This window comes from Colwellia sp. SU-HH00943 (assembly GCF_057546125.1).
This window is the reverse complement of sequence record NZ_BAAJLW010000004.1, coordinates 88,266-113,315: the sequence shown is the minus strand read 5'-3', so window position 1 is coordinate 113,315 and position 25,050 is coordinate 88,266. Positions and strand designations below refer to the sequence as shown.

The following is a 25,050-nucleotide window of genomic DNA, read 5'->3' as shown; positions in this document are numbered from 1 at the left end:
TATGGTTGTGAGACAGAAATTCGCATTATTATCTTGTGAAACCCCTCGGTCTTTATCTATACCACACACTTAAGATAGGGGTGGTTTGCACTTTTTTTCAACAATAACTATTGCATTTGAAGCCTATTTAGTAACGTAACCTTTGCCTAGATATTCATTAAGTATTCGGCCTTTTGCATGTTCCATTCGTTCAATACAGCTTCGGTTAAAACGAGCTTCCTTTCTGCGAGCTTCGGCATTAGGTCCACTTCCCAAGGTAAGGCCTATCCAACCTACTCTTCTGACGTTAGCTCTAATAGTGTCGCTGGGAGGGGTGAGCCATTCCCCGGTTTTATCCACTAGTCCTTCTTTAGCTAAATCAACAGTTACATAAAACTTGTCGTAGGCATATCCTTCTTTAATACAGCGAGGTGTATTTTCCGGATACACTTCTTTCTTAGTCACTTTAGCAAAGCCAGATTTGTACGAAATCACCGTCCACTCTTTAAAAGGAATAAGTACTTTACCACCCTTCGCAACAACCCCTTGTTTATTACCTTCCGTTTTAATTTCAAAATCAGCTGAGTCGTTAGGTGCACCGCCACTCCAAAATTCACTATCATTACTCGAATTTGAAGTTTCACCTTCCCAAAAAGCGTCATCTGAAACTTCCTGTTTTGTATTTTGTTCGATTTCTCCTGACCAGAAAGCATCGTCGTCAGCTGAACTTTCTTGACCTTTATTGTTATTTTTAATCTCCTCCTTACCTTCCCAAAAACCATCGTCTTCTTTCTTCTTTCGTAACCAATCATGATAGGCCGAAACATTAAACGTAGCTTTTAAAATTTGTGCACCGTCATCAATAACAACACCGTCATTATTATTTTTCATGTTCTTAATTATAGTTTTGGCATCAGGAGCAGGAATATATGAATAGGTTAGGTTGATGAAATTATTTTGTGAACTTAGCTTTCCTGAATTTGTTGCCAAAATTTTGTCCCATGCAGGGCTTTCAGGCGTGGTAAAGTTCACTTTTCCAGCAGAACCCATAGCACCACCATCGCATTTTACGTAATTGGTGGTGGTAAAGTTTCCTTTGATCTTTTGGATTGGGATCAGCAACTCTATGTCAGTTACTTTTGGTATAGTTTCGAGTTCTGAGATTGGAACGCTTACAGATAAACCTGAATCTGTCGTATCTTTAAATGTATATGAAGCACTATTTTTCGGCTCCCAAATGACATTACAAGTGACTACAGGCTCACCGAGCAATGTCCATAACTCCATTTTGTAACGATAATTAAAATCAAAGTAAATCCCATTGAAAGCTTCTTCTTGTAAATAACTGCTTGTTGAGCCTCTTACAATAATTCTTCTTCCTGATGTGTTGGTGGAAGTTGCCGCTTTATTTTTTTCATCGCTAATGCACTGCTTGTATTTGGCATTAGACATTTCACAACCTGCCCCTATACAACTCTTTTTATGTTTGGAACAGTCAGCATATACCTTAGAGTGTAGCAATATTGTACTAAACATAAAAAACAGTAGAGCTATATTTTTTTTCATTATTTAGACCTTATTTTGCGATCACAGAAATGATATTTTGTAGGAGGGGTTAATGGCGTATAAATAGTATGAGTAAAATGTAACTCATTGGAATTTCTTTTTTGCACTAAATACGGCAATTATATTCAATGGCCTTTTAACAAGTATATGATAGTATTAAATGAGTTTTACATAAATGCAACACGAAAGTTCGTGCTAAGTATTTGACACTTCATTAAGTCTATAGAAAGCGTATTGAACGGAATTTATCAATGAAAAAAATAATATTAATATTACTTTTCCCTCTACTGGTATTTTCATTTCACTCTTACGGACAATCATCAAAAAACAATCAAGCTAAAGCCTATTTCTTTGCTGCACAAGAAGCTTTTGATAATGGGCAATATGACGACGTTTTAACTGCGATTGATAAAGTAGAGTCTTTATTAGGCAAAAGCAATGCGCTTCTTTCCGCATTAAAAGTGAAAACTTACTTTGAGCAAGAAAAGTTTATTGAAGCAAGAGCAGAAATTGATGTGTTTTTTGGTTTCAACTCTAAAGATGCTTTAGCAAGGGAAGTGTCTTCATTTTTGATTAAAGTTGATAAAAAATTATTACTTATTAAAAAAGAGAAAGATGCTGTTCATGCCAGAAAAGTAGCTGAGCTTAAAAGGATAAAAAAAGAAAGAGATGCTGCTATAATTATAGAGAAAAAAGAGCTGAAAGAATTGCTCGATAAATGTCAAGTATCGCTGGACTGTATGGGGTTGGCGAAAGGATTCCAACAAAAAGACTTTCCTAAAAAACATAAGGCATTGCATTTAAAGGCGTGTAAATTAGACGGTATTAAAGAATGCGATAAAGCCTATACGGGCTACTTTATAAAGAATGCTAGTGATTACATAGCATCATCAAAAGGGTATTTTGAAACGATGAGTAATTACTTGGTATTTTTCGAAAACACGATTGATGCCAATATAGCAGTCAAGGCTTTTAAAGAAAAAATGGATATGAAGTTATCTATTGAAAGTGAGGCTCCTTCACCTTTCTTCGATAATATAGATATAACTAGTGGGCCTGCACGGGGTTCAGCTTTGAAGGCAGAACATAATAGGTTAAAAAGGTTACAAATTGAAAAGCAGTGTAATGACAAGTTTTTTTTAGAAGATAGAAAGAAGTGCTTAGCTTCGATAGGGATTCAAATTGATTATTACAATGATGTGCTTCTAGGTTTTGAACGAAGGTATACGAGCATTATACTAGAAGTACAAGCATCTTCTAAGGTTTATATACAAGCGCTTAAAACCAGTGTAGATACATGCCGTAAAATTATAGGCCGTTATGCTACGAGTGAAATGACGAGGAGCTGCCAAGTATGGAGTGATCAAGCAGTTAATCACATTAATGAGAATTAGTGTGATTATCAAGGCAGGCTGTCGGTCTCATCACACAAAAATTAATCTAATCTTTGTGCATCAGTAATTCCTCTTAACTAGTCTGGAAATAGCGCTAGTATATAGAATTTAAATTCTTTGACAGCAAATGCTTTATTTTGGTGTGTTCTTGACAATACACATGTTTACTTTTAAGAGGTGAAAAAATGAATATAAGTAAATCAGCGGCTGTAGAGATTCAATTTTGTCACTTTATGCTTTAAGAGACATTAACTTACCTTATGAACACGCTAATGGCTAAGTCAGCTAAATTTACTTAAAGATAAACAAAGGTATTAAACGTTTTTATTGAAGCGCTTAATACCTTTGCACATAACTTACACCGTTAAGTATTGGTTTAATGGTAATGCTCGATAGCGTTTACCTGTCGCGGCAAAGACGGCGTTAGTTATGCTTGGTGCTACAGGTGGAACGCCCGGTTCCCCAACTCCACCGGGATAGTTTTCCCCTGAGCCAACAATATGCACGGTAATGTCGGGAGATTGATTGATACGGGTTACCGGGTAGTCATGATAGTTTGATTGCACAACCGCACCGTTTTCAATATCAATGTTTCCCATTAACGCGATGGATACTCCAAATATCATCGCCCCTTCCATTTGAGATACTACGCGATCAGGGTTAACGGCTAGGCCGCAATCAATTGCACAGTGTATTTCTTTTACCTTGAGCTTGTTATTTTTAACTTCTACCTTTGTAGCGACGGCAACATAGCTAACAAAACTGCGGTGAACAGCAATTCCCCATCCTTGCCCTTTAGGTAAAGAGGTTTTTATAGGCGTCTTGGCTATTAACTCTGTTAATACTCGGCGATATCGCACAGTGGAATAGGGATGACGTGTAAAGTCATCACCATAATTTGAAAAGTTAAAGCCATACTCTTTTTTAAAGTCAATATTTCTATCAGCACCTAATGTCGATAGCATTAAATCAGCGGTTGGTGTTTTGGTATGATGAGCAACTTCATCTATAAAGCTATTCAGGGCAAAAGCATGTTGAATATTACATACTGAACGCATCCAGCCGATTCTAACGGGAGCTTCTGCTTGAGCCTTTTGCATTAATACATGGTCAATATCGTAGGCAAAGTCGGCAAAACCTAAACTTAGCTCAAAGTCTTGTGGACTGTTAGCTTGGTGATTAAAGGTTGATGCAATTGTAGGGTAAGCTACTTGCTGCTGCCATGCGGTGATTTTTCCTTGTTTGTTAACCCCAGCCTTCAAGTTTTCAATAGCGCCAGCGTGGTAATAGCCTAATTGAATATCGTCTTCACGTGTCCATACCACTTTCACGGGACGTTTTGTTTTATCTGCAAGAAAGATGGCTTCGTTGGTAAAGTCAGTTTTTGATTTTCTGCCAAATGCGCCTCCTAATAAGGTGGGCTCAACCACAAAGGTTTCCACTGGCAACTTCATTAAACCAGCAGCATTCTGCATAACTGATTGCGGATCTTGAACGCAAGCTTTCACTTCACAAATACCGTCATGAAACCATGCTGTAGCCATTGGAGGCTCCATGGGAGCATGGACTAAGTATGGTGTTTTATATTGAGCTTCAATGATTTGTTCTGCTTGGTCAAACGCTGTGTTTACATCACCTTTTACGCCAACGGTTTCAGGTGCGTTAGCTAGGTTTTTCTTAAAAACTTCAAAGTTTTCAGTAGAGTTTTGCTGCTTATTCTTTCCTAAATCCCAATTGATCTTCAGGGCTTTTCTACCTTGTTGCGCAGCCCACGTGTTGGTTGCCAGTACGGCAATACCATTTAAGGGAAAATACACAACCGTTTCTGGAGTTGCTGGCATGGCGATGACATCAACAACACCAGGCACTTTTAACGCCTCGCTGGCATCAAAATCAATGACTTTACCGTGGATAACTGGGCAACGTTCAATCGAGGCGATTAGCATGTTAGGCATGTCTACATCAATGCCAAATTCGGTATTGCCAGTGATAATGTCATGTAAGTCTACAATAGGGACAGGTTTGCCAATATAGTTAAACTGCTCAGGTGATTTAAACGTTAAACTGGTAGTTTCAGGTAAAGGTAACTTACTGGCTAATTCCGCAAGATCGCCAAAGGATAATGATTTTCCGTTTTGCTTATTTACTACGTGGTGGTCCTTAGCATAAACATCAGTAACGGGGATTTGCCAAAAATTGGCTGCAGCCTGTTCTAACATTAAGCGAGCAGAGGCACCCATTTCACGTAATTTGCTATAGAATTTACGGATGCTGGTTGAACCATCGGTGTTTTGATTTCCGTAAGCTTTGTTACCCAACCCTTGTATTACTTTTACCTTATCCCAACTCGCTTCAAGCTCGTCGGCGATAATTTGTGGAATGCCTGTTTTAGACCCTTGCCCCATTTCAACGCGGTGGCTAACGATTTCAACAGTATTGTCGGTATGAATGGCAACAAATAAATTCAACCTGTTACTGGCCATGCTTTGTTCAAATTTATTGGCTGATAATGCTTGCGTATTACAGCCAAGAATTAACCCAGCGCTTGTTATACCAGAATAAGTTAAAAATTCACGACGAGATAATTTTAATGTATCCATTATTTATCTCCTTGTGTTGAGGCTATTACTTTAGCTGCTTGCTTTATTGCTTTTTTAATACGTGGGTAAGTGCCACAGCGACAAATATTGCCTTGCATATGTTGCTCGATATCATTATCGGTAGGGGAGGCATTTGTTTTTAATAATGTCAGTGCGCTCATGATTTGCCCTGACTGACAGTATCCGCATTGTGGTACGTTATTTTCCTGCCATGCTATTTGAATTGGGTGTTCGCCACCAGGGTTTACCCCTTCAATAGTGGTAATTTTAGCGTCCTTTGCGACTACTATAGGAGTAATGCAAGATCGTATTGCTTCACCATTAATATGTACTGTACATGCACCACATTGCCCCTTGCCACAACCAAATTTTGTGCCTGTTTTTTTAAGTAGATCTCTTAATACCCACAAAATAGGCATGTCGCTTGGCACATCTAGGTGATGAATTTCATCGTTAATATTAAGTTTTAGCATAGTGTTAGTCCGCAATCTTGGTTAGGTTAAAAGTACATCTAAGCATAGTTCATCATAGGTAAGCATAACTGAATTCTCTTGTTGTTATGAGTTGATTTTTTTGTTTTATGATGTCTTAATGTTTATACAAAAAATCACAAACAAAACCAAATCATTATATGTTACTGTTTTTTAATGTAAATCTGTCTTTTTGTTTACGATGCATACTTATAAGATACTCTATTTTGTTAACAATTGTCATTTTAAATTTAACAAAATCAGCGGTTGCTAATGAAAATAAAGCCCGTCATTTAACATGGGCACATGTTTATGAAAGTTCAGAGCCATTGCATAAATGGGCATTATGGGCAGCGGGTGAAATCAAAACGCAAACACAGGGACGGTATGAAATTGATGTTTTTCCTGTCTCTATATTAGGGAAAGAGGCTGAGTTAAACCAAAGTTTAAGTTTGGGCACTGTCGATTTAATTTATACCGGTACCAGCTTTGCAGCGCAAACGTACCCGCCTATAGGTTTGTCTGATTTACCTTATGTTTTTAGGGATTTTGAACATTGGCAGCGGGCTAATTATAGTGCGCTTTTTAATGATCTTGCTAAGGGGTATAAGGCCGCATCTAATGGCAATCATATTGTTGCCAATAGTTATTATGGCCAGCGTCATTTAACGTCTAATAAAAAAGTGACTACGCCTGAAGATATGAAAGGGCTTAAATTGCGAGTGCCAAATGCCACTATCTTTAAAATGTTCCCTTTAGCTGTTGGGGCTAACCCAAGTCCGATTGCCTTTTCTGAAGTGTACTTAGCACTTCAACAAGGTGTTGTTGACGCGCAAGAAAATCCTTTACCTACGATTAAAGCGAAAAAGTTTTATGAAGTACAAAAATACATTAGTTTAACAGGCCACTTACAAGGTGCCATATTGACGGTTGCCAGCGATCGTTTATGGAATGAATTGTCTGAGCCAGACAAAGTTATTTTCGAACGAGTTCTTAAGCAGGCCGCAGAAGGTGTTTCTACGGATACTTACCGAGCAGAAAAGGAATTAGTTGCATGGTTTCAGACTCAAGGAGTTGAAGTTATTGCTGTAGATAGAAGCTTATTTAGAGCACAAACCTTATCGTCGCATAAAGCGGTTATTGAATCTTTAGGAGTAGAGTTTTATGAGCGCTTACAAGCCATCAAGTAATGTGGATGAACATACAACATTCGATTTTCAGCATGATGATGAAAGCTTTAATGCTAAAGAATATAAAATTGAGGACTGGTTGGCGTTCATTCTGTTTTGGTTATTAGCGGTAACCGTTTTTGCTCAATTTGTCAGTCGGTATGTTTTTGAAGCACCTTTAGGTTGGACTGAAGAAGTGGCTCGTTATCAGTTGGTTTGTTTAGGGTTTTTAGGGAGCTGTATGGGCGTTCGCAAAAATTGCCATATTTTTGTGTCGCTATTTCATCGCTGGCTGCCTGAGCAAGTTTCTAAGGGCGTGTTTCAAGTTATCGCGCTGATAAATACATTGTTTTTAATGATCTTAGCTTTTTTTGCTTGGCAGATTATACCGCTTATCCATATCCATAAAATGGCTTCGTTGCCCATGCCAGTAAGTGTTTTATATGGTTTTGTTTTTGGTAGTTTATTTATCATGATATTACGTAGCATTGGCTTTATGAAAACACTTTGGCGTGATGCCGCTAGTTCACAAAATCACTCATCAGATAAGGTTGAAAGTTAATTATGATTATTGCGGTACTTTTTATAGCGTTATTTGTGATGATTATTTTAGGGTTTCCTGTGGCTTTTGCATTAGCGGGATCAGCGTTAATTGCTGTTTTAGTTGATGGCCAAGTACCCGAATTGGTAGTTTTACATCGCATGGTTGGGGGGATGGATAGCTTTCCTTTATTGTCTATTCCATTTTTTGTCTTAGCCGGTGCACTGATGAATACATCAGGGATAACGCATAGAATTTTTGATTTTGCTAATGCTATGGTGGGGTGGATGCGTGGCGGGTTAGGTCATGTCAATATTAGTGCTTCTATTATGTTTGCAGGAATGTCTGGTGCCGCGGTCGCAGATGCTGGCGGTCTTGGAGCTATAGAAGTTAAAGCAATGCGCGACAAAGGTTATGATGCTGGATTTTCTGTGGGTGTCACGGCGGCTTCTTCTACTATTGGTCCTATTATTCCGCCTAGTTTACCTATGATTATATACGGTGTTATGGCGGGAGCCTCTATTGGGCAGTTGTTTGCGGCGGGCTTTATTCCGGGTTTGTTAATGGCGCTATCGTTAATGGTGCTAGTGGCCTATTACGCAAAAAAACGTAACTACCCTAAAGATGCCGGCTTTAGTGTTGTGCGTTTAGGGGGAACATTTAAAGCAGCCTTTTTATCCTTAATGACACCAGCAATTATTATTGGCGGTATTTTATTTGGTATTTTTACCGCAACCGAAGCAGCTATTGCAGCAACGGTTTATGCATTATTTTTAGGTGGTGTTGTTTATCGAACATTAACTTGGCAAAAGCTGGTTAAAGTGAGTATGGAAACGATAGAAACCACCAGTATTATTTTGTTTATTATCGCGGGCGCGGCAATTTTTTCATGGGTTTTAACCAGCCAGCGTTTTACAGAAGATTTTTCAGTTTGGATGTTAACGGTCACAGAAAGTAAAACTACGCTGTTATTGTTGATCACGTTAATTTTATTTGTTGTTGGTTGCTTTATGGAAACTATTGCTGCTATCACTATTTTAACACCGGTATTACTGCCTGTTGCTATCAGCTTAGGTATTGACCCTGTACATTTTGGTGTCGTTATGATCCTTAACTTGATGATAGGTTTATTAACGCCACCTGTTGGTATGGTGCTATACGTGCTTTCTCGGGTTTCAAAAGTTCCATTTGAAGAGTGCGCCAAAGCAACCATTCCTTTTTTGATCCCCTTGGTTATTGTGCTGTTATTGGTTACTTTTATTCCTCAGCTTTCAATGTGGTTACCAACACTTTTATATAGATAACTTGAGATTTGCATAAGCAAAGCGTTTTAAGCGGTAATTTTTACTGTCTTCTTCGTTAAATTTACTTGCAATAAACCAGCTATTGACGCGCAAATTTGCCTTGAATACAGCAAAAATTCCTCGCTAGAAATATCAACCAACCCTAAGTGTTTGATTTAATAGGTGTTGCACAATTACTTATACAAACCTCAAGTTAGATAATAAAATTACGAAGGGTAATGCTAACTATATTATTAATAGTAGAATGATTTATGATAATGTTTAATGACTTGATCATTAACTCGTCAAGACAGACTAAAATTTGCTTCTGCTATATTTAGCTTAAGAGCGCTTTTCAACGTCACTTTATTAGTTAATGTTATTGATTGGGCAACAGCCTAATTATGGTTAGTTAATTATTATAAAATCAGGACGTATTTTTGTTAGCTCAGTTATCATTCAAAATCATATTGCTATCCTTGATAGCTATATTTTGCCTTAGAGAAAGCGTTGCTAATAATACCATCGCTTTAGCTAATTTTGATGATGATATTGTTAGTATTGAAAAGCTCATTGACGGTAATGCGCTGATTGCGTTTCGACAATTAAAGCGCTATGAAGAGCATTTAGCAGAGTTAACCATTAAACAGCAAATTGCTTATCATAATTTGCTTGCAGATATTTATACCTTTCAAGCCCAATATCACTTGGCCAAGACAAGCGCAAACCTGGGTTTATCATTAGCTAAACAACTTGCTAGTCCAAGTATTATTATTGCCGAGTTACTTTATCACCGAGGCTTTGCTGCAGAAAGCTTGGGTGATTTAGAGGGAGCGATGCAAGATTATGAAAATGGTTTAGAAGTAGCTAAATCTTTTCATGACAAAGTACTAATTGCTACGGGCCTTACTAATTTAGGGGCAATATATTATTTAACGGATAGCTACGAAAACTCGTTGCGGGTATTACATGATGCCTACAACATTGCCAAACAAACTGATGATGAAGAATTAAAAGGGTCGGTGAACTCAGAGTTGGGGATTCTATATGCGTATTTAGATCGCAACCAGCAATCAATGAGCTATTACAGGCAAGCTTATCAGCATTATAAAAATGCCAATCAAAGCACTTTATCGTTAAATGCATTGGTTAATATTGCCACTAACCATTTGAGTAGCAAAAAGTATGAACAAGCGATCAGTACTTATCACACTATTCTCAAAGAATCAGGCGGTGATGAGCAAAGTGAAATTATGTATAGCGTCTATTCCGGTCTTTCCTGGGCGTTTTTAAAAAAAGCACAACCGGAGCTTGAAGAAAGTTACCAATATTTATTAAAGGCAAAGCAGTATATAAGCAGCATTGAACGTGAAGGTATTGAATTGCAGTTTACCACCGATGAAGCTTTTGTTCTTTACGAGCTTGGTCGCTTGGATGAGGCATTAATTAGTATAGAGAAAGTTGAAAATATTCTCGCATCGAAAGCGGCATTAGGACGCTTTTTGATGGGAAATAAAATCAGTATTATTAATTTAAAGTCAGATACTTATTTTAAACTAGGACAGTTTAAGCAGGCATTTCAATTACAACAGCAGAGATTAGAGCAGACAAAAATATTGTTAAATCAGGAGCATACCCGTTCAGTTGCTGAGGTTCGCCTAACAATTGAAGCAAAACGAGCTGATCTACACAATAAAATATTAGAGAATAAATTCCAGTTACAAGAAATGGCCTTAAAAGATGCTGCTGCTGAACAGGCACAGTTTCGCAATTATTTAATCTCAATTTCTTTAGTTGCGTTATTATTTGCATGGTTACTAATTAAGTTAATACAAGGGCAGCGCCGTTTACATAAGGTGTCTAGCATAGATATGCTAACAGGAATTGCCAACCGAAGAAGCTTAATGAAAAGCGCTCGTCTAGTGTTTAACCAAGCCAAAAACAAAGGCTCAAACCTGAGTGTTTTGATGATTGATATTGATAACTTCAAACCTATTAACGATGAGTTTGGTCATGCTATTGGCGATAAAGTTATTCAATTGGTCGCAAGATTGGGCGTGCAGATGATGCGAAAAACGGATGTTTATGGCCGATTTGGTGGTGAAGAGTTTGTGGTGTTATTGCCCAATACTTCTCGTCAGCAAGCCTTGATTATTGCTGAACGCTATAGAAAATCAGTGGCTGAATTTATCTGGCAATCTCAACTAAACCTTGAACAAAAAGTAAATATCACTATCAGTATTGGTGTTGCCTGTACGAGTGAGTTATCAAAACAAGAAAAAGCTAATGTTGAAGGTGTGATTAATGTTGCTGATACCTTGCTGTACAAAGCTAAATCAGAAGGCAGGAATAAAGTATGCGGTTGATAGCTAGCAGTTTTGTGCTCAAGGGCGTTTTTTTAGTCTTAAGTTTACTGCTCGTTATTGGAAGTAGCAGCGCCGATCAGATCATTATTGAGCAATCATCGCCGCAAGGTTCGAAGCGTGCAATAACAGTTAAAAAACTTAGTCATGAGCTTTCTCCCGATATCTTGAGTTTACTTGCTCTCTCGAAACATTCGCCACTAAAAGCTGAACAAGAACTAGTGCGACACTATGCTGATATAAGTCAATTTAATGCTGGCGAGCAGTATTTAGTTTTATTAACACAGGCTAGAGTTAAGCAACATGCTCAGCAACATCAAGACGTTATTTTGCTATTAACACAAGCTAAAGGCTTGGAAGTACATATCGCTGAGCAACAGTTAGTATTACCTGTTTTTGCCGATTTATATCTCGTTTTAGTTGAAAGCTTAGTAGCCACTAATGACTTTGAAAACGCGTATCACGCTAAAAAATTATTTATTGATCGATTTAACGATTATAAAGATGCCCAGCGTGATGAAACCAAAGCTCAACTCACTGAAAAATATGAAATAGTGCATAAAGAAGAAGCAAACGAGTTATTGCTTAATGAAAATAAATTGAAAGCTTTGCAACTTGATGAGTTGAATAGGCAGAAAGAAAGTCAGCAGCGAAATTTTATTTTAATTTTTTGTGGTATTTTAGTTTTTGTTTTACTTTTATTGCGTCAAGTGAAGGTAAGGCAAAAGTTATTATTCATGAGTAAAACGGATAGCTTAACAGGGCTTCTAAATAGAGCAGAGTTATTTAAACAAGGGGAAGGCTTTGTTAAGCGTAGTATTGAACAACAAACGTTATTGAGTGTTTTACTGTTTGATATTGATCACTTTAAACAAATAAATGATGAGTTTGGACACCGAGTTGGTGATTTAGTGTTAATCGATATCGCAAACTTAGTGAATGAAACGATGCGTGCTCGAGATGTATTTGCGCGATTAGGTGGCGAAGAGTTTGTTGTACTTTTGCCTAATACCGATTTAGATAAAGCAAGAGCAATTGCCGTTAGAGTAATTGAAAAAGTTTCTCAACATAGTTTTGCTCACTTAGGGATTGATCGCTCCATTACATTAAGTATCGGTGTTGCCAATATAAACGACACCACAGCCGTGTTTGATGACTTATTGCATGCTGCGGATTTAGCTATGTATCAAGCCAAAAAACAAGGAAGAAACCAAATGGTAAATTACGCAACCATTGCAAAAGAAAAAGAAAGACGACTTATTCAATAAGGTAAAATTGCCGTAAATTGTCATCTGGGAAACATCATAGCTTAACCATAGCTTATTCATACCATTAATAATGATGTTTTCCACTTTTGCTATTTTTTTTAAAGTGATAAGCTGTTGCTGTTGATAAAATTTTATAAGAAAAATAATTCGCTTAGGCTTGATATATTGCCAGCGAAACTAGGAAAATCATTTCATGTCTGATGTACTCGAATATAGTCCCGATGGTGTTGAGCAAGTTCCTTTAAGGCGCTTTACTGAAGAAGCTTATTTAAACTACTCCATGTATGTCATTATGGATCGAGCCTTACCTCATATTGGCGATGGTCTTAAACCGGTACAAAGACGTATTGTTTATGCAATGTCTGAGTTGGGGTTATCCGCCGCGGCTAAATATAAAAAGTCTGCACGTACAGTTGGTGATGTTTTAGGTAAATTTCATCCACACGGTGATAGTGCTTGTTATGAAGCCATGGTGTTAATGGCACAGCCTTTTTCTTATCGTTATCCTTTGGTTGATGGCCAAGGTAACTGGGGGGCGCCTGACGATCCTAAATCTTTTGCGGCAATGCGTTATACCGAATCACGTTTATCTCGCTTTAGTGAAATTCTGTTAGCAGAGCTTGGTCAAGGAACCGTTGACTGGGTGCCTAACTTTGATGGCACTATGAAAGAGCCAAAAACACTACCCGCACGTTTGCCGCATATTTTACTTAATGGCATAACTGGTATTGCTGTTGGTATGGCGACCGATATTCCTCCTCATAATGTCCGTGAAATTGCTGATGCTTGTGTGCATTTAATTGAGCAACCTAAAGCCGAGGTTGCAGATTTATTAGAGTACGTACAAGGCCCAGATTATCCAACCGATGCTGAGATTATTACCCCGAAATCAGATATAGAAAAAATCTATCAAACGGGTCGAGGCAGCATAAAAATGCGTGCCGTATATGACGTTGAGCAGGGTGATATTGTTATTACAGCTTTACCTCATCAAGCTTCTGGCGGCAAAATACTTGAACAAATTGCGGCACAAATGACCGCGAAAAAGCTGCCTATGGTGGTAGACCTTCGCGATGAGTCTGATCATGAAAACCCTGTACGATTAGTGATTGTGCCTCGCTCTAACCGAGTAGATACTGAGCAATTAATGCAACATTTATTCGCCAGTACCGATTTAGAAAAAAATTACCGCGTCAACATCAATATGATAGGTCTTGATAGTCGACCCGCGGTGAAAAATTTGCGTGAAATTTTAACGGAATGGTTAGAATATCGTCGTGAAACTGTGCGTCGTCGTTTGCAGTACCGATTAGACAAAGTGTTGGCTCGTTTACATATTTTAGATGGCTTATTAATTGCCTATCTTAATATTGATGAAGTTATTGAAATTATTCGCAATTTTGATGACCCAAAAGCAGAGTTAATGTCACGGTTTAGTTTATCTGAAATTCAAGCAAACGCTATTTTAGAAATCAAATTACGCCAATTAGCTAAGCTTGAAGAAATAAAAATTAAAGCTGAGCAAGATGAACTAAATAAAGAGCGTGAGCATTTAGAAAAAGTACTTAATTCAAAAGCACGTATGAACACGCTGATGAAAAAAGAAATTTTGGCAGCGGCTGAACAATATGGTGATGAGCGTCGCTCTAAACTTGTCGAGCGTAGTGAGGCAAAAGCATTAACGCAAAAAGATTTAGTACCAAGTGAACCAGTGACCATTGTTGTTTCGGATAAAGGCTGGGCTCGTTGTGCTAAAGGACATGATATTGATCCTGCGGCCATGAACTATAAAGCAGGCGACAGTTATTTATGCAGTGCAAAAGGGCGAAGTAATCGTCCGGTAGCATTTTTTGACTCATCTGGCCGAGCTTTCACAACTGATGCCCACACGTTACCGACAGCCCGAAGTCAAGGTGAGCCATTAACTGGGCGCTTCAACTTGTCTGCTGGCGAAACATTTGTGCACTGCGTTATGGCAAACGATGAAGATAAGTATTTGCTTGTTAGTGATGCAGGCTATGGCTTTATCAGCTCTTTCAGTGACATGATTTCACGAAATAAAAATGGTAAGGCGATGATTTCATTGCCGCCTGCTGCTAAGGTCATGACCCCACAAACGATTGACGATATTGATAGCGATTGTTGCTTAACCATTACTACAGAAGGGAGAATGCTTGTTTTTCCAGTGAAAAACTTGCCAATGTTAAGCAAAGGTAAAGGTAACAAAATCATAAATATTCCTTCAGCGCGAGCAAAATCTCGTGAAGAGTTTGTAACCTTATTAGCCATAGTCCCTGAAGGCGCAGCGGTGACTTTACATGCTGGAAAACGTAAACTGACCCTAAAAGCTAGTGATATAGAGCATTATCGTGGTGAACGTGGGCGTCGAGGAAATAAACTTCCTCGTGGCTTACAGCGCGTAGATAAGGTAGTTGTTGAAGCTGTTACGCCATTACAGGCAACTCAAGAAGAAGTTGATAGCAGCGAAGATTAGTGGACTAATAAACACTTTTATAAGTGATATTTTTTCATCTGATTAAAAACAAAAACACTTTGAGGCTTACGCCTTAAAGTGTTTTTTTTGAATACTTCCTTGATCCCTATCAAAAGCCCCTATTTATGAACATTGTTTTCATTGTCAGTGCTCAGCGCTTTGTGTAGAATCGTTAATAATAGTAATTCTCATTAACTTTAACTGCGTATAGTACTTAGGTTATTAAGGATTTAATTGTGTTAATAGACAGGTGAAGCCATGACATTAGTGGATTTAAGTAAAAATCAGGTAGCCAAAATTAGTGCTTTACCGCTTGATGAAACCCTAGCATCTCAATTATTAGAACAAGGTTTTACTTTACGCACTAAAGTCACGCTTGCCCATAAAGCGCCTTTTAATGGTCCACTCGCGTTTAAATTACATAATACTAAAATAAGTCTTCAGCGCTCTGTTGCAGAGCAAATAAAAGTAGTTTGCCTTTAAACTATTGATAATTTTTTATGAGTTTCCTTTATGAGTTGTTGTAATACTGATTCGCATGACGAACAGTCCCCTTTATTATCTTTAAAAAATAAACACTTTGCTTTAGTGGGTTTTGCAAACTCAGGAAAAAGTACCTTATTCAATGTCTTGTCCGATAAAAAACAAAAAGTAGGTAACTTTTCTGGTGTTACTGTTGCCAGTAAACAGTCGTCGATTACTCTACAAGGTCAACCTGCAACACTGTCTGACTTACCAGGTTTAAGTTCATTAACAAAGCGTGGAGAGCAGGGGGAAGACCTTTCAATTTCTCAAGCGTTTATCACTGAAAAACATATAGATTGTTTGATTAATGTTATTGATATTAATCAATTATCGAGACAGCTTTATTTGACGATGCAGTTACTTGAATTAGGCGTTCCTATGATAGTGGTGCTTAATAAAGTGGATAAGCAAGATGAACTTAGTCTTGATATAGATAAATTAAGTGAAGAACTAGGTTGTCCGGTATTTATTTTAAGCGCCAAAAAAACTGATGCTTTAGCTGTTTTTGAGCAAGGCTTGACTGACTCTTTACCTAAATTAAGTGACTGTAATAAAATAAAAAAAACAGACTTTTCTGAGCGAAATACCAGTATTCAAGCTAAGCAAGATTATATTTTAGATATGTTAAGTCGCGCTAATGCTAGTGTTTCACATAGTATTAACTTTAGTGATCGGCTTGATAATTTTGTTTTGCATCCAATCGCGGGTGTCCCAGTATTTTTAGGCATGATGTATTTACTCTTCATGTTTGCGATTAATGTTGGTGGCGCTTTTATTGATTTTTTTGATATTCTCAGCGGCACAATATTCGTTTCTTATCCTTTGCACTTTCTTGCGCCGCTAGACTTACCTCAATGGCTGTTAACCATCGTTGAGGGTGTCGGCGCAGGCATACAAACTGTTGCGACTTTTATTCCTGTTATTGTTTGTTTATTTATTGGCTTGCTGATATTGGAAACTTCGGGTTATTTGGCCAGAGCAGCATTTGTTGTTGATAGTGTTATGCAGAAAATCGGCTTACCTGGTAAGGCCTTTGTACCACTGATAGTTGGTTTTGGCTGTACTGTACCTGCTGTTATGGCAACTCGAGTTTTAGATAGTGAGCGAGAACGTATTACCACTGTGATGATGTCGCCCTTTATGTCTTGTGGTGCTCGCTTACCTGTTTATGCCTTATTTGCTGCTGCTTTCTTTCCTGAAAATGGTCAAAACTTAGTTTTTTTACTTTATCTTATTGGTATTGCTGCAGCGATTTTTACCGGACTGTTATTAAAGAAAACCGTACTTTCAGGTAAAAGCTCATTGAATATCATGGAATTGCCTAGTTATGAATTTCCCAAGCTGAGTGTGATAGTTCAACGGGTCTGGCAACGTACTGCCAGCTTCGTAAAAGGCGCTGGTAAAATCATTGTTATTGTTGTCTGTTTACTAAACTTTTTTAATTCTATTGGTACTGATGGCACATTTGGCAATCAGGACAGTGAAAACTCTGTCTTAAGTCAAGGAGCTAAAGTGGTGACACCATTACTCAGCCCGATGGGCGTTCAAGAAGATAATTGGCAGGCAGGTGTTGGCATTATTACTGGAATTTTTGCTAAAGAAGTGTTGGTAGCCACTTTTAATAATCTTTATTCACCTCAATCAGGCGATGAAGAAGGGGCACCTTCAATAATGGATAGTTGGCATGAGGCTATTATGAGTATTCAGGAGAATTTGTTAGGGATTGAACCTGATGACCCTCTCGGCATTGAAGTGGGGGATTTAACTGATTTGGCTGTGGTTGCACAAGAGCAAGAAGTTGAGTTAACCACCTATCAAATCATGCAAACAGCTTTTGTTAGTCAGTTAGGTGCCTTTAGTTATTTGCTATTTATTTTACTCTATACGCCTTGTGTAGCCGCTATGGGGGCTATTAAAAATGAAGTGGGTAACCGTTGGGCTGGCTTTGCTGCACTATGGAGTTTCGCATTAGCGTATTTGACGGCAACAATTTGTTATCAAATAGGTAGCTTGTTGGTTACACCTATCTCTTCAAGCTTGATAATCGCATTAGTGGTATTATGCTTTTTCGGCATTTACTTCTGGCTCAAACATAAAGCAAATAAAGTTCTCACCATTCCTGTAGTCACAACATATTCTTAAGGAGATTTTCATCCTAGAATTTTGTTTTATTTACGGCTGTTTTACAGGTTAAAATAGCCGTTAGTTAATCGCTTAAAAAATTAGGATCTCCATGACCATTCTTTCAATGATTGTTGCTACTGCTGATAATAATATTATTGGTAAAGATAATGATATGCCGTGGCATCTACCCGCTGACTTAAGTTACTTCAAAAAAGTCACCTTAGGTAAACCTGTTATTATGGGAAGAAAAACTTATGAGTCTATTGGAAGACCACTACCGGGGCGACGAAACATTGTTATTTCAAGAGATGCTGACTATACCGCACAAGGGGTTGATACTGTAACGTCGGTTGAGCAAGCTCTTGCCTTAGTTGATGGTAGTAATAATACCGATGCGGTAGAAGAAATTATGGTGATTGGCGGTGGCGCTATTTATCGTCATTGTTTACCTAATGCCGACCGTTTGTATGTAACCCATATCAAAGCGGCTATTGACGGTGATACTCAGTTTCCATCTTATGAAGATGGAAGTTGGGAAAAAGTTAGTAGTGATTTTCGTCCTTGCGATGACAAAAATGCTTATGATTTAGACTTTTGCGTTTATCAACGAGTAAATAATGAAGGCTAATTTAGCCTTTGCTAATTGCCAGTTTGTTGCTGCAGTTATTCTGTTTTTTGGCGTTTGTTCCGCTTTATATGTTAATTCTTACGTAGCGCCTATTGAAGTTAACTCTGGCTATCATTATGGCTTGTGGTCACTACTACCTGCTTTTATTACTATTATCTTATCTTGGCTTACTCGCGAGCCTCTGACGGCATTAATCAGTGGTATAGCGGTAGGCGCATTTATGATGGGTCAATATGATCTGACCGATCAAATCTTAATTCCTTCTATGGCGCAAGTGAGCACTGCCGGTATTCTACTGCTTTACCTGTGGCTTCTGGGTGGTTTGTTAGGTGTTTGGTCAAAAACAGGGGCGGCACAAGCGTTTGCAGATTATATGGTTAAGCATTTTGTGCGCGGTCAACGATCAGCTAAGTTGGTCACTTGGTTTTTAGGACTTTTATTTTTCCAAGGCGGAACAATGAGTACTGTATTGGTCGGTACAACTGTTCGCCCTTTGGCTGATAAAGCGGGTATTAGCCATGAAGAAATGAGTTATATTGTTGACTCCACCGCATCTCCTATCGCGATTGTTATTGCCTTTAATGCTTGGCCTGCTTATGTGCAGGCATTATTGTTTGTCCCTGGAGTTGCTTTTTTAGCGACCGAGGCAGATAGGCTGGCATTTTTCTTTTCAGCAGTACCTTTTAGCTTTTATGGGATTTTGGCGGTTATTGGTACGTTATTATTAAGCCTTAATATCACCACTTTTTCAGGAAAGCGTATTCAAGAAGCTCATCAACGTGCTGCAACCACTGGCGAACTTGATGCGCCTAACGCAAAGCCCTTAAGTACTAAAGAGCTACAAACCTGTGATGTGCCTGATGGTTATAAAGCTCACGTTCTAGAGTTTGTTTTACCTTTAGTAGCATTAATTGTTATTGCTGTTTTAACGTTTATGTTTTTAGGTTCACCTAAAATAAACTGGGCGTTTGGCGCAGCATTAATGCTCAGTGCATTTATTGCGCTAGCTAAGGGCATGTCTTTAGGAAATGTGATTGATGGTTTTGGTAATGGTCTTAAAGGTGTAGTGCTTGCTTCTGTGATCTTAGTGTTAGCGGTCACTATTGGCGCTATTAGCAAGCAAATTGGTGGTGGCCTGTATTTAATATCATTATTGAGTGAGCAATTACCCTATTGGTTGTTACCTGTGGTACTGCAAGTTATGGCTATGCTTATTGCTTTTTCTACAGGCACGAGCTGGGGAACATTTGCTATTGCTTTTCCATTAGCAATGCCATTGTCGTGGGCAATTGCACAGAGTTCTGGTGTAAGTAACCCTGAGTTATTTATGATGATATGTTTTGCTACTGTGCTAAATGGCAGTGTGTACGGTGATCAATGCTCACCGATATCAGATACCACAATTTTAAGTTCAATGACGACAGGCTGTGACATGATGGATCATGTTAAATCTCAAATCGTGCCAGCAAGTTATGCGGCAGGGTTAGCCGCAATACTGTGGACGTTAACAGTTTTGGTATTTGCTTAGAAGTTTAAAACAGCATGTGTGCTTCGAGATTATGAAAACATTACCCATTCTTTGAGCGTTAGTACGGTTGTTGTTGCTAAGATATATGTGATGAAATACGCTTTTTTAATGCAGAAATTAGCAGGGAAAATTACCATCATAGTTTTCATTTTTTTAAACCCTCTAACTTTACATAAGTGGCTTGAACTTATAGTCTTGTAAAAAATTTATACCTATATCATTAAATCGTTTATGAGTACATACGACGCTATCGTAATAGGTAGTGGCATTACTGGTGGTTGGGCAGCGAAAGAGTTAGCAGAAGCCGGACTTAAGGTCTTATTGCTTGAACGTGGCAGACATATTGAACATGGCAAAGGTTATCCCACTGCGTATCTTCACAATTGGCAAATCGAAAATAGAGGCATAGCCTCGCATCAAGCTGCTAAACAACAATTTAAACAAGCTCGCACTGGCTTTGCTACCCGCCCAGAATATAAACATTGGTTTGTTAATGACAATGAGCACCCATACCAAGAACTAAAGCGTTTCGATTGGATACGAGGATATCACCTAGGGGGGCGTTCTATAACGTGGGGGCGGCAGTGTTTGCGAATGAGCGAGCAGGATTTCACTGCTAATCAAACGGATGGTCATGGAGTAGCGTGGCCTGTCAGCTATCAAGATATTAGGCCTTGGTATGATAAGGTTGAACACTTTATCGGTGTTTCAGGGGAAAAGCTTGGTTTAGCCCAATTGCCTGATGGTGAGTATTTACCACCGATGCCACTAAATGTTGTTGAACAACACATGCGCTCAAGCTTGGCAAAAAACAGTCCCAACAAAAAACTTACTATAGGGCGAGTTGCTCATATAACTTCAAACAAAGAATTCGGTGAACGACAAGCGTGCATGTATCGAGGAAAGTGTGAGCGAGGCTGTCCTACAGGAGGCTATTTTAGTAGTTTATCGTCAACCTTACCTGCGGCAAATAAAACGGGTAATTTAACGATTAAAACTAACGTTATTGCCACCGAAATCTTATACGACGATAAAAGCCAGTTGGCGTATGCTGTTGAAACCATTGATACTGAAACGAAAGAGACTATACGTTTTAGCGCGCCAATTATCTTTTGCTGTGCCTCAACCGTTGCGACAACGGCACTATTATTAAAGTCGCGTAGTGAACGTTTCCCTAATGGACTGGGTAATGACAGTGGTGAGCTGGGCTGTAATTTGATGGATCATCATTTTAAAGTTGGAGCAAGAGCTACAACTGATAAGTTTGCCGATGATTATTATCAAGGTTTTCGTCCTGTAGGTTTTCATATACCTCGTTATGTAAATTTAAGCGGGCAGAGCAGCAGCCAAGAGAGTAATTTTATTCGTGGCTTTGGTTATCAAGGGTATGCCACACGAGGAGATTGGCGCCGTGGCTTTAAAGAATTATCATTTGGTAAATCTTTCCGTGATGCGATGATTAAACCGGGCCCTTGGCAAGTTACCTTAATAGGCTTTGGCGAAAGTCTACCAACGTCTAGTAATCGAATGTATTTAGACTACCAAAGCCTTGATAAATGGGGGCAGCCAACCGTTGTCTTTGATTGTCAATTTGGTGACAATGAGCTAAAAATGCGTAATAAAATGCAGCAGGATGCGGTAGCTATTTTAACAGAATGTGGCTTTGATGATGTTACACCCTATGATGATAATAGTGCTCCTGGGCAAGCTATCCACGAAATGGGAACCGCTAGAATGGGTAAAGATCCGAGCACATCAATCGTTAATGAATTTAATCAAATTCATAGTGTTAAGAACGTTTATGTAACGGATGGTTCTTTTATGTGTTCAGGAGGTTATCAAAACCCTTCATTAACTTATATGGCCTTTACTGCTCGAGCTGCAGCCCATGCTGTCTCTCAGTTTAAATTAGGGGCTTTTCATAGCGATACTTATAAGATAAGCGAAGGTGCTAATCATGGATAGACGCAGCTTTATTAAACATACTCTGCTTGGTTTAGGTGTTGGCTTAACTGCTACGCAAGTTAGTCAAATTTGGGCAGAGGTACCAATAAAGTTATCAGCTAAAAGTGAATATCTTTTTGATGAAGACGTTAACACTTTCTTTTGCCTATTAATTGAAACGTTGATCCCAACTAAAGACCTACCTCAAGTGGCGGGGCTAGCACCAATAAACGCCCAAGGACTAATCGATTTAAACATTGCTGACTTTGTAAAAGTAGCAATAAAAGAAGTCCTTAAAGAGAGTGAGTTGGCAGAGTTAGTTCAAAAATTTAAAACGTTTTACAAGGAGTATTATCAAACGGCACATAAGCAAGAAATTCAATCGGATGAATCGAAAATAACGTCGTTTTTGATACAACACTATCAACAATCGAGCCCTTATTTTGATTTAATTAACCTGATCAAACGTTTTACCATGACAGGTTTTTATACTTCAGAATATGTGTGTAAACATTTACTTAATTTTAATCCGTTTCCTATGTCATACAAAGCAGAAGTTAAACTTTCAAGCATGGATAAACCGGCAATTTGGTCAAGGTAACCATAAAGTAAAATTTTATTATATATTCGATTTTAATAATTACTCATGCTGCTAATCCCATCAACTTCTGTTTTGATGGGGTTAGCAGCATATACTCTAGCATATCGAACGCAAAGCTATGCCAGCTTACTAAGTGGCTATCCACCTAATTTTATAAAGAAAAATTTTCAATAGTTTTCATTAGTTATTTTATACTCACGTATAGTGAGGAAGTAACTAGGTTTTTCTCAGAATGAAACTTTTTGAAATAAGTCGAAAATTGATATTTTCTTACTTAACTCCTATAGTGTTATCGTTTACCTTTCTTTATTTGTAAATTGGAGTTAACTCCCTGAGTCATGCCCTTATGTAGGATTTTTACATTTTGTTGGATTTTGTCGTTTTCAGCAGCTGCCAATAATTCCGAAGAAGAAGACTACTTGGAATTAAGTTTAGAAGAGTTGTTAAGCGTAGAGGTTGTGCAAGTAACAGCGCAAAAGTATCAGCAACCAATCAATGAAGTTCCTATTTCGATCGTTGCCCTAACTTCAGAAGTTCAGCAAACATTTAATGCACAACAGTCCAAAGATTTGCAGTGGATGGTACCAAGCCTAACCTTTACCCAAAGTTTAGCTGCTGCTGCCCCTTTTTTGCGGGGTGTAGGGGCATCATACAGTGCAGCTGGTGGTGAAAGCCCAGTGGCATTTTATATTGATGATGTTTATCTTACATCGACTTCTGCTTTGTTTTTTAATTTATACAACTCTGAATTGATAGAAGTGATTAAGGGGCCTCAGGGGACGCTGTTTGGTCGAAATGCAACCGCTGGAGTTGTACATGTAAAAACCCAATCAGCCAGTGAAAATCCGTCTTATATGGCTCAATTAGGGGTAGGTGATTATGGTTACAATCAGGCTCAATTGCGTCTATCTGGGCCAGTGAATAGTGATTTTAATGGACTGATTTCATCCTATTATTCAAGTCACCATGGATTTGGCTCAAATGTAGTGACTGGCTCAGATAGTTTTTACAGCGATACGGTATCAACCCAATTAAAGTTTGAAGGCAAGTTAAGTGGTTTTGATATAAAAATGTCGGCGGATTATAGCAAAATCGAAGATATGACAGGTGTTGCCTTGTTGTATGCCCCAGGCTCTATCAACAGTTTTACGCAAACGGAATTATTTCAAGGGTATTACAATACTACGGGTAATATTGATCATGAAAATTTAAACACCCAGTACGGTGTGAGTGTAAAAATTGAAACAGATTTTGATTGGGGGAGGCTAAAAAGCATAACAGCAAAGCGCCATACTGGTGCCGAAATAGTGCAAGACGGTGATCGGACACCTCTGGATCGAGCATTGAGAAAGGTACATACCTCGGCGGATGCATTTACGCAAGAGTTGCAGATAATGTCACCATTGGCTGACAAGATCCATTGGATAGGAGGATTGTTTCTAATGGATGAAACTTCCAAATATCTATATCCCGATACTCAGTTAATAACCACTCAAACTCGACTGTCAGATACGAAAGCAAATACCAATGCGTGGGCGATATTTGCTCAATCTGAGTTTCCTTTGGCAGACAAATTAAAGATGACAACGGGTATTAGATATAATCATGATAAACGAGAAGTTATTGATAAGCAGTACTTTTTTAAAGAAAAATTGCCTGTCAATGAAGTCTATGGCTCTGCAAGTGGTGTCTGGGAAAAAGTTACCTGGCGTTTAGCATTGAGTTATCAGTTCGATAAAAACACTTTATTGTACGCCTCACAAAATAGAGGCTATAAAGCGGGTCTATTCAATGTATCTCCTTTCAATGACCACCCCGTTCAACCTGAGGTTTTAGACGCTACGGAGGTCGGTTTAAAAACACTTCTTCTTAATGATAGGATTAATCTGGAATTTGCTGCCTTTTACTACGATTACAAAGACTTACAAGTACAAGGGAATAAGACTATAGGAGACTCGGCCTTTAATATACTATTTAACGCGGCACAAGCCAGTATAGCTGGAGTTGAATTAAGCTCTGAATTTGTTGTTTCAAGCGAGTTTCGCCTTATAGGTAACATGGCTTTTATTGACGGACAGTACGATGAAATTGTTGGGGTGCCATTTGCAACACCGAATCCAGATGGTGGCAATTACATTGATCCGTTAACCATTAATGGACTTACCTTGTTTCGTACCCCGGAAATCAGTTTTAACCTTGCCGGCACATACACCAAAAATAGTCCTTTGGGTGAGTTTACCTTAAGTACTTCTTTAAGTTACAACAGCGAATATTATTTTGACGCGGCTAAAATGAGTACTCAAGAAGCATTGTATATGTGGAATGGCTCGGTCAATTGGAAAAGTAACTCGGAGCATTGGCAGGTGAAACTATGGTTCAAAAATTTATTGGATGAGGTTAAATTTAGCAATGCCAACTCTATTCCCTTTGGCAATGTATTCAGCCCAGAAGAACCAAGGCGTTTAGGTATTAATCTCACTTTCCAATTTTAACGTCGAATTCTGTTTAAATAACATAAACAATATAGGGCGTTTGTCAGTTGTAAATTAAGCGTCGTGGGGAGTAATTACCTA

The 25,050-nt window shown here is 38.4% G+C and carries 17 protein-coding genes; 14 read left to right on the top strand and 3 right to left on the bottom strand.

Annotation, left to right across the window (positions count from 1 at the left end):
- Positions 1-123: 123 nt before the first annotated feature.
- Complete coding sequence (locus AC27GZ_RS12140; RefSeq protein WP_487095414.1) at positions 124-1,545, bottom strand: hypothetical protein; 1,422 nt, start codon at positions 1,543-1,545, stop codon at positions 124-126.
- A gap of 251 nt (positions 1,546-1,796) precedes the next feature.
- Between AC27GZ_RS12140 and AC27GZ_RS12135 the strand changes: the two genes are divergently transcribed.
- Positions 1,797-2,939, top strand: coding sequence for a hypothetical protein (locus AC27GZ_RS12135; RefSeq protein WP_487095413.1), 1,143 nt, complete (start codon positions 1,797-1,799; stop codon positions 2,937-2,939).
- Between the two features lie 356 nt (positions 2,940-3,295).
- Here the strand turns inward: AC27GZ_RS12135 and AC27GZ_RS12130 are convergent, their stop codons facing one another.
- Positions 3,296-5,539, bottom strand: a complete 2,244-nt coding sequence (locus AC27GZ_RS12130) for a xanthine dehydrogenase family protein molybdopterin-binding subunit (protein ID WP_487095412.1) — start codon at positions 5,537-5,539, stop codon at positions 3,296-3,298.
- On the bottom strand, positions 5,539-6,012 hold the full coding sequence (locus AC27GZ_RS12125) for a (2Fe-2S)-binding protein (RefSeq protein WP_487095410.1): 474 nt from the start codon (positions 6,010-6,012) through the stop codon (positions 5,539-5,541). Before AC27GZ_RS12125 ends, AC27GZ_RS12130 begins: the two co-directional genes overlap by 1 nt.
- A gap of 224 nt (positions 6,013-6,236) precedes the next feature.
- Here AC27GZ_RS12125 and AC27GZ_RS12120 point away from each other — a divergent pair, with 224 nt between their 5' ends.
- The 13 genes from AC27GZ_RS12120 to AC27GZ_RS12060 all read left to right on the top strand — a co-directional run bounded on the left by AC27GZ_RS12120 (position 6,237) and on the right by AC27GZ_RS12060 (position 24,969).
- Positions 6,237-7,199: a sialic acid TRAP transporter substrate-binding protein SiaP gene (locus AC27GZ_RS12120; RefSeq protein WP_487095409.1), complete on the top strand. Its 963-nt coding sequence runs from the start codon at positions 6,237-6,239 to the stop codon at positions 7,197-7,199.
- On the top strand, positions 7,174-7,740 hold the full coding sequence (locus AC27GZ_RS12115) for a TRAP transporter small permease (protein ID WP_487095408.1): 567 nt from the start codon (positions 7,174-7,176) through the stop codon (positions 7,738-7,740). Before AC27GZ_RS12120 ends, AC27GZ_RS12115 begins: the two co-directional genes overlap by 26 nt.
- Positions 7,741-7,742: 2 nt before the next feature.
- Positions 7,743-9,023, top strand: coding sequence for a TRAP transporter large permease (locus AC27GZ_RS12110; RefSeq protein ID WP_487095407.1), 1,281 nt, complete (start codon positions 7,743-7,745; stop codon positions 9,021-9,023).
- A gap of 419 nt (positions 9,024-9,442) precedes the next feature.
- Positions 9,443-11,368, top strand: a complete 1,926-nt coding sequence (locus AC27GZ_RS12105; protein ID WP_487095406.1) for a diguanylate cyclase — start codon at positions 9,443-9,445, stop codon at positions 11,366-11,368.
- A complete protein-coding gene (locus AC27GZ_RS12100) occupies positions 11,359-12,633 on the top strand; it encodes a GGDEF domain-containing protein (protein WP_487095404.1) in 1,275 nt (424 codons plus the stop codon). The genes AC27GZ_RS12105 and AC27GZ_RS12100 overlap by 10 nt, the downstream gene beginning before the upstream one ends.
- A 193-nt stretch (positions 12,634-12,826) precedes the next feature.
- Positions 12,827-15,127 carry a DNA topoisomerase IV subunit A gene (gene parC / locus AC27GZ_RS12095; protein WP_487095402.1) on the top strand — a complete coding sequence of 767 codons (2,301 nt, stop codon included), beginning with the start codon at positions 12,827-12,829 and terminating at the stop codon, positions 15,125-15,127.
- Between the two features lie 258 nt (positions 15,128-15,385).
- Positions 15,386-15,610: a FeoA family protein gene (locus tag AC27GZ_RS12090; RefSeq protein WP_487095400.1), complete on the top strand. Its 225-nt coding sequence runs from the start codon at positions 15,386-15,388 to the stop codon at positions 15,608-15,610.
- Positions 15,611-15,640: 30 nt separating this feature from the next.
- On the top strand, positions 15,641-17,794 hold the full coding sequence (feoB, locus tag AC27GZ_RS12085) for a ferrous iron transport protein B (RefSeq protein WP_487095398.1): 2,154 nt from the start codon (positions 15,641-15,643) through the stop codon (positions 17,792-17,794).
- 91 nt (positions 17,795-17,885) lie between these two features.
- Complete coding sequence (gene folA, locus AC27GZ_RS12080) at positions 17,886-18,404, top strand: type 3 dihydrofolate reductase (protein ID WP_487095396.1); 519 nt, start codon at positions 17,886-17,888, stop codon at positions 18,402-18,404.
- Complete coding sequence (locus tag AC27GZ_RS12075; RefSeq protein ID WP_487095394.1) at positions 18,394-19,932, top strand: Na+/H+ antiporter NhaC family protein; 1,539 nt, start codon at positions 18,394-18,396, stop codon at positions 19,930-19,932. The genes folA and AC27GZ_RS12075 overlap by 11 nt, the downstream gene beginning before the upstream one ends.
- Positions 19,933-20,163: 231 nt before the next feature.
- Complete coding sequence (locus AC27GZ_RS12070) at positions 20,164-21,897, top strand: FAD-dependent oxidoreductase (RefSeq protein WP_487095392.1); 1,734 nt, start codon at positions 20,164-20,166, stop codon at positions 21,895-21,897.
- A complete protein-coding gene (locus tag AC27GZ_RS12065) occupies positions 21,890-22,477 on the top strand; it encodes a gluconate 2-dehydrogenase subunit 3 family protein (RefSeq protein WP_487095390.1) in 588 nt (195 codons plus the stop codon). Before AC27GZ_RS12070 ends, AC27GZ_RS12065 begins: the two co-directional genes overlap by 8 nt.
- A 419-nt stretch (positions 22,478-22,896) precedes the next feature.
- Positions 22,897-24,969: a TonB-dependent receptor gene (locus AC27GZ_RS12060; protein WP_487095389.1), complete on the top strand. Its 2,073-nt coding sequence runs from the start codon at positions 22,897-22,899 to the stop codon at positions 24,967-24,969.
- The last annotated feature ends 81 nt before the right edge of the window (positions 24,970-25,050 follow it).

What these genes read in the sequence shown, in the direction of transcription:
- AC27GZ_RS12140 (WP_487095414.1), bottom strand. Translation starts at nt 1,545, where the DNA reads ATGAAAAAAAATATAGCTCTACTGTTTTTTATGTTTAGTACAATATTG.
- AC27GZ_RS12135 (WP_487095413.1), top strand. Translation starts at nt 1,797, where the DNA reads ATGAAAAAAATAATATTAATATTACTTTTCCCTCTACTGGTATTTTCA.
- AC27GZ_RS12130 (WP_487095412.1), bottom strand. Translation starts at nt 5,539, where the DNA reads ATGGATACATTAAAATTATCTCGTCGTGAATTTTTAACTTATTCTGGT.
- AC27GZ_RS12125 (WP_487095410.1), bottom strand. Translation starts at nt 6,012, where the DNA reads ATGCTAAAACTTAATATTAACGATGAAATTCATCACCTAGATGTGCCA.
- AC27GZ_RS12115 (WP_487095408.1), top strand. Translation starts at nt 7,174, where the DNA reads ATGAGCGCTTACAAGCCATCAAGTAATGTGGATGAACATACAACATTC.
- AC27GZ_RS12110 (WP_487095407.1), top strand. Translation starts at nt 7,743, where the DNA reads ATGATTATTGCGGTACTTTTTATAGCGTTATTTGTGATGATTATTTTA.
- AC27GZ_RS12100 (WP_487095404.1), top strand. Translation starts at nt 11,359, where the DNA reads ATGCGGTTGATAGCTAGCAGTTTTGTGCTCAAGGGCGTTTTTTTAGTC.
- parC (WP_487095402.1), top strand. Translation starts at nt 12,827, where the DNA reads ATGTCTGATGTACTCGAATATAGTCCCGATGGTGTTGAGCAAGTTCCT.
- AC27GZ_RS12090 (WP_487095400.1), top strand. Translation starts at nt 15,386, where the DNA reads ATGACATTAGTGGATTTAAGTAAAAATCAGGTAGCCAAAATTAGTGCT.
- feoB (WP_487095398.1), top strand. Translation starts at nt 15,641, where the DNA reads ATGAGTTGTTGTAATACTGATTCGCATGACGAACAGTCCCCTTTATTA.
- folA (WP_487095396.1), top strand. Translation starts at nt 17,886, where the DNA reads ATGACCATTCTTTCAATGATTGTTGCTACTGCTGATAATAATATTATT.
- AC27GZ_RS12075 (WP_487095394.1), top strand. Translation starts at nt 18,394, where the DNA reads ATGAAGGCTAATTTAGCCTTTGCTAATTGCCAGTTTGTTGCTGCAGTT.
- AC27GZ_RS12070 (WP_487095392.1), top strand. Translation starts at nt 20,164, where the DNA reads ATGAGTACATACGACGCTATCGTAATAGGTAGTGGCATTACTGGTGGT.
- AC27GZ_RS12065 (WP_487095390.1), top strand. Translation starts at nt 21,890, where the DNA reads ATGGATAGACGCAGCTTTATTAAACATACTCTGCTTGGTTTAGGTGTT.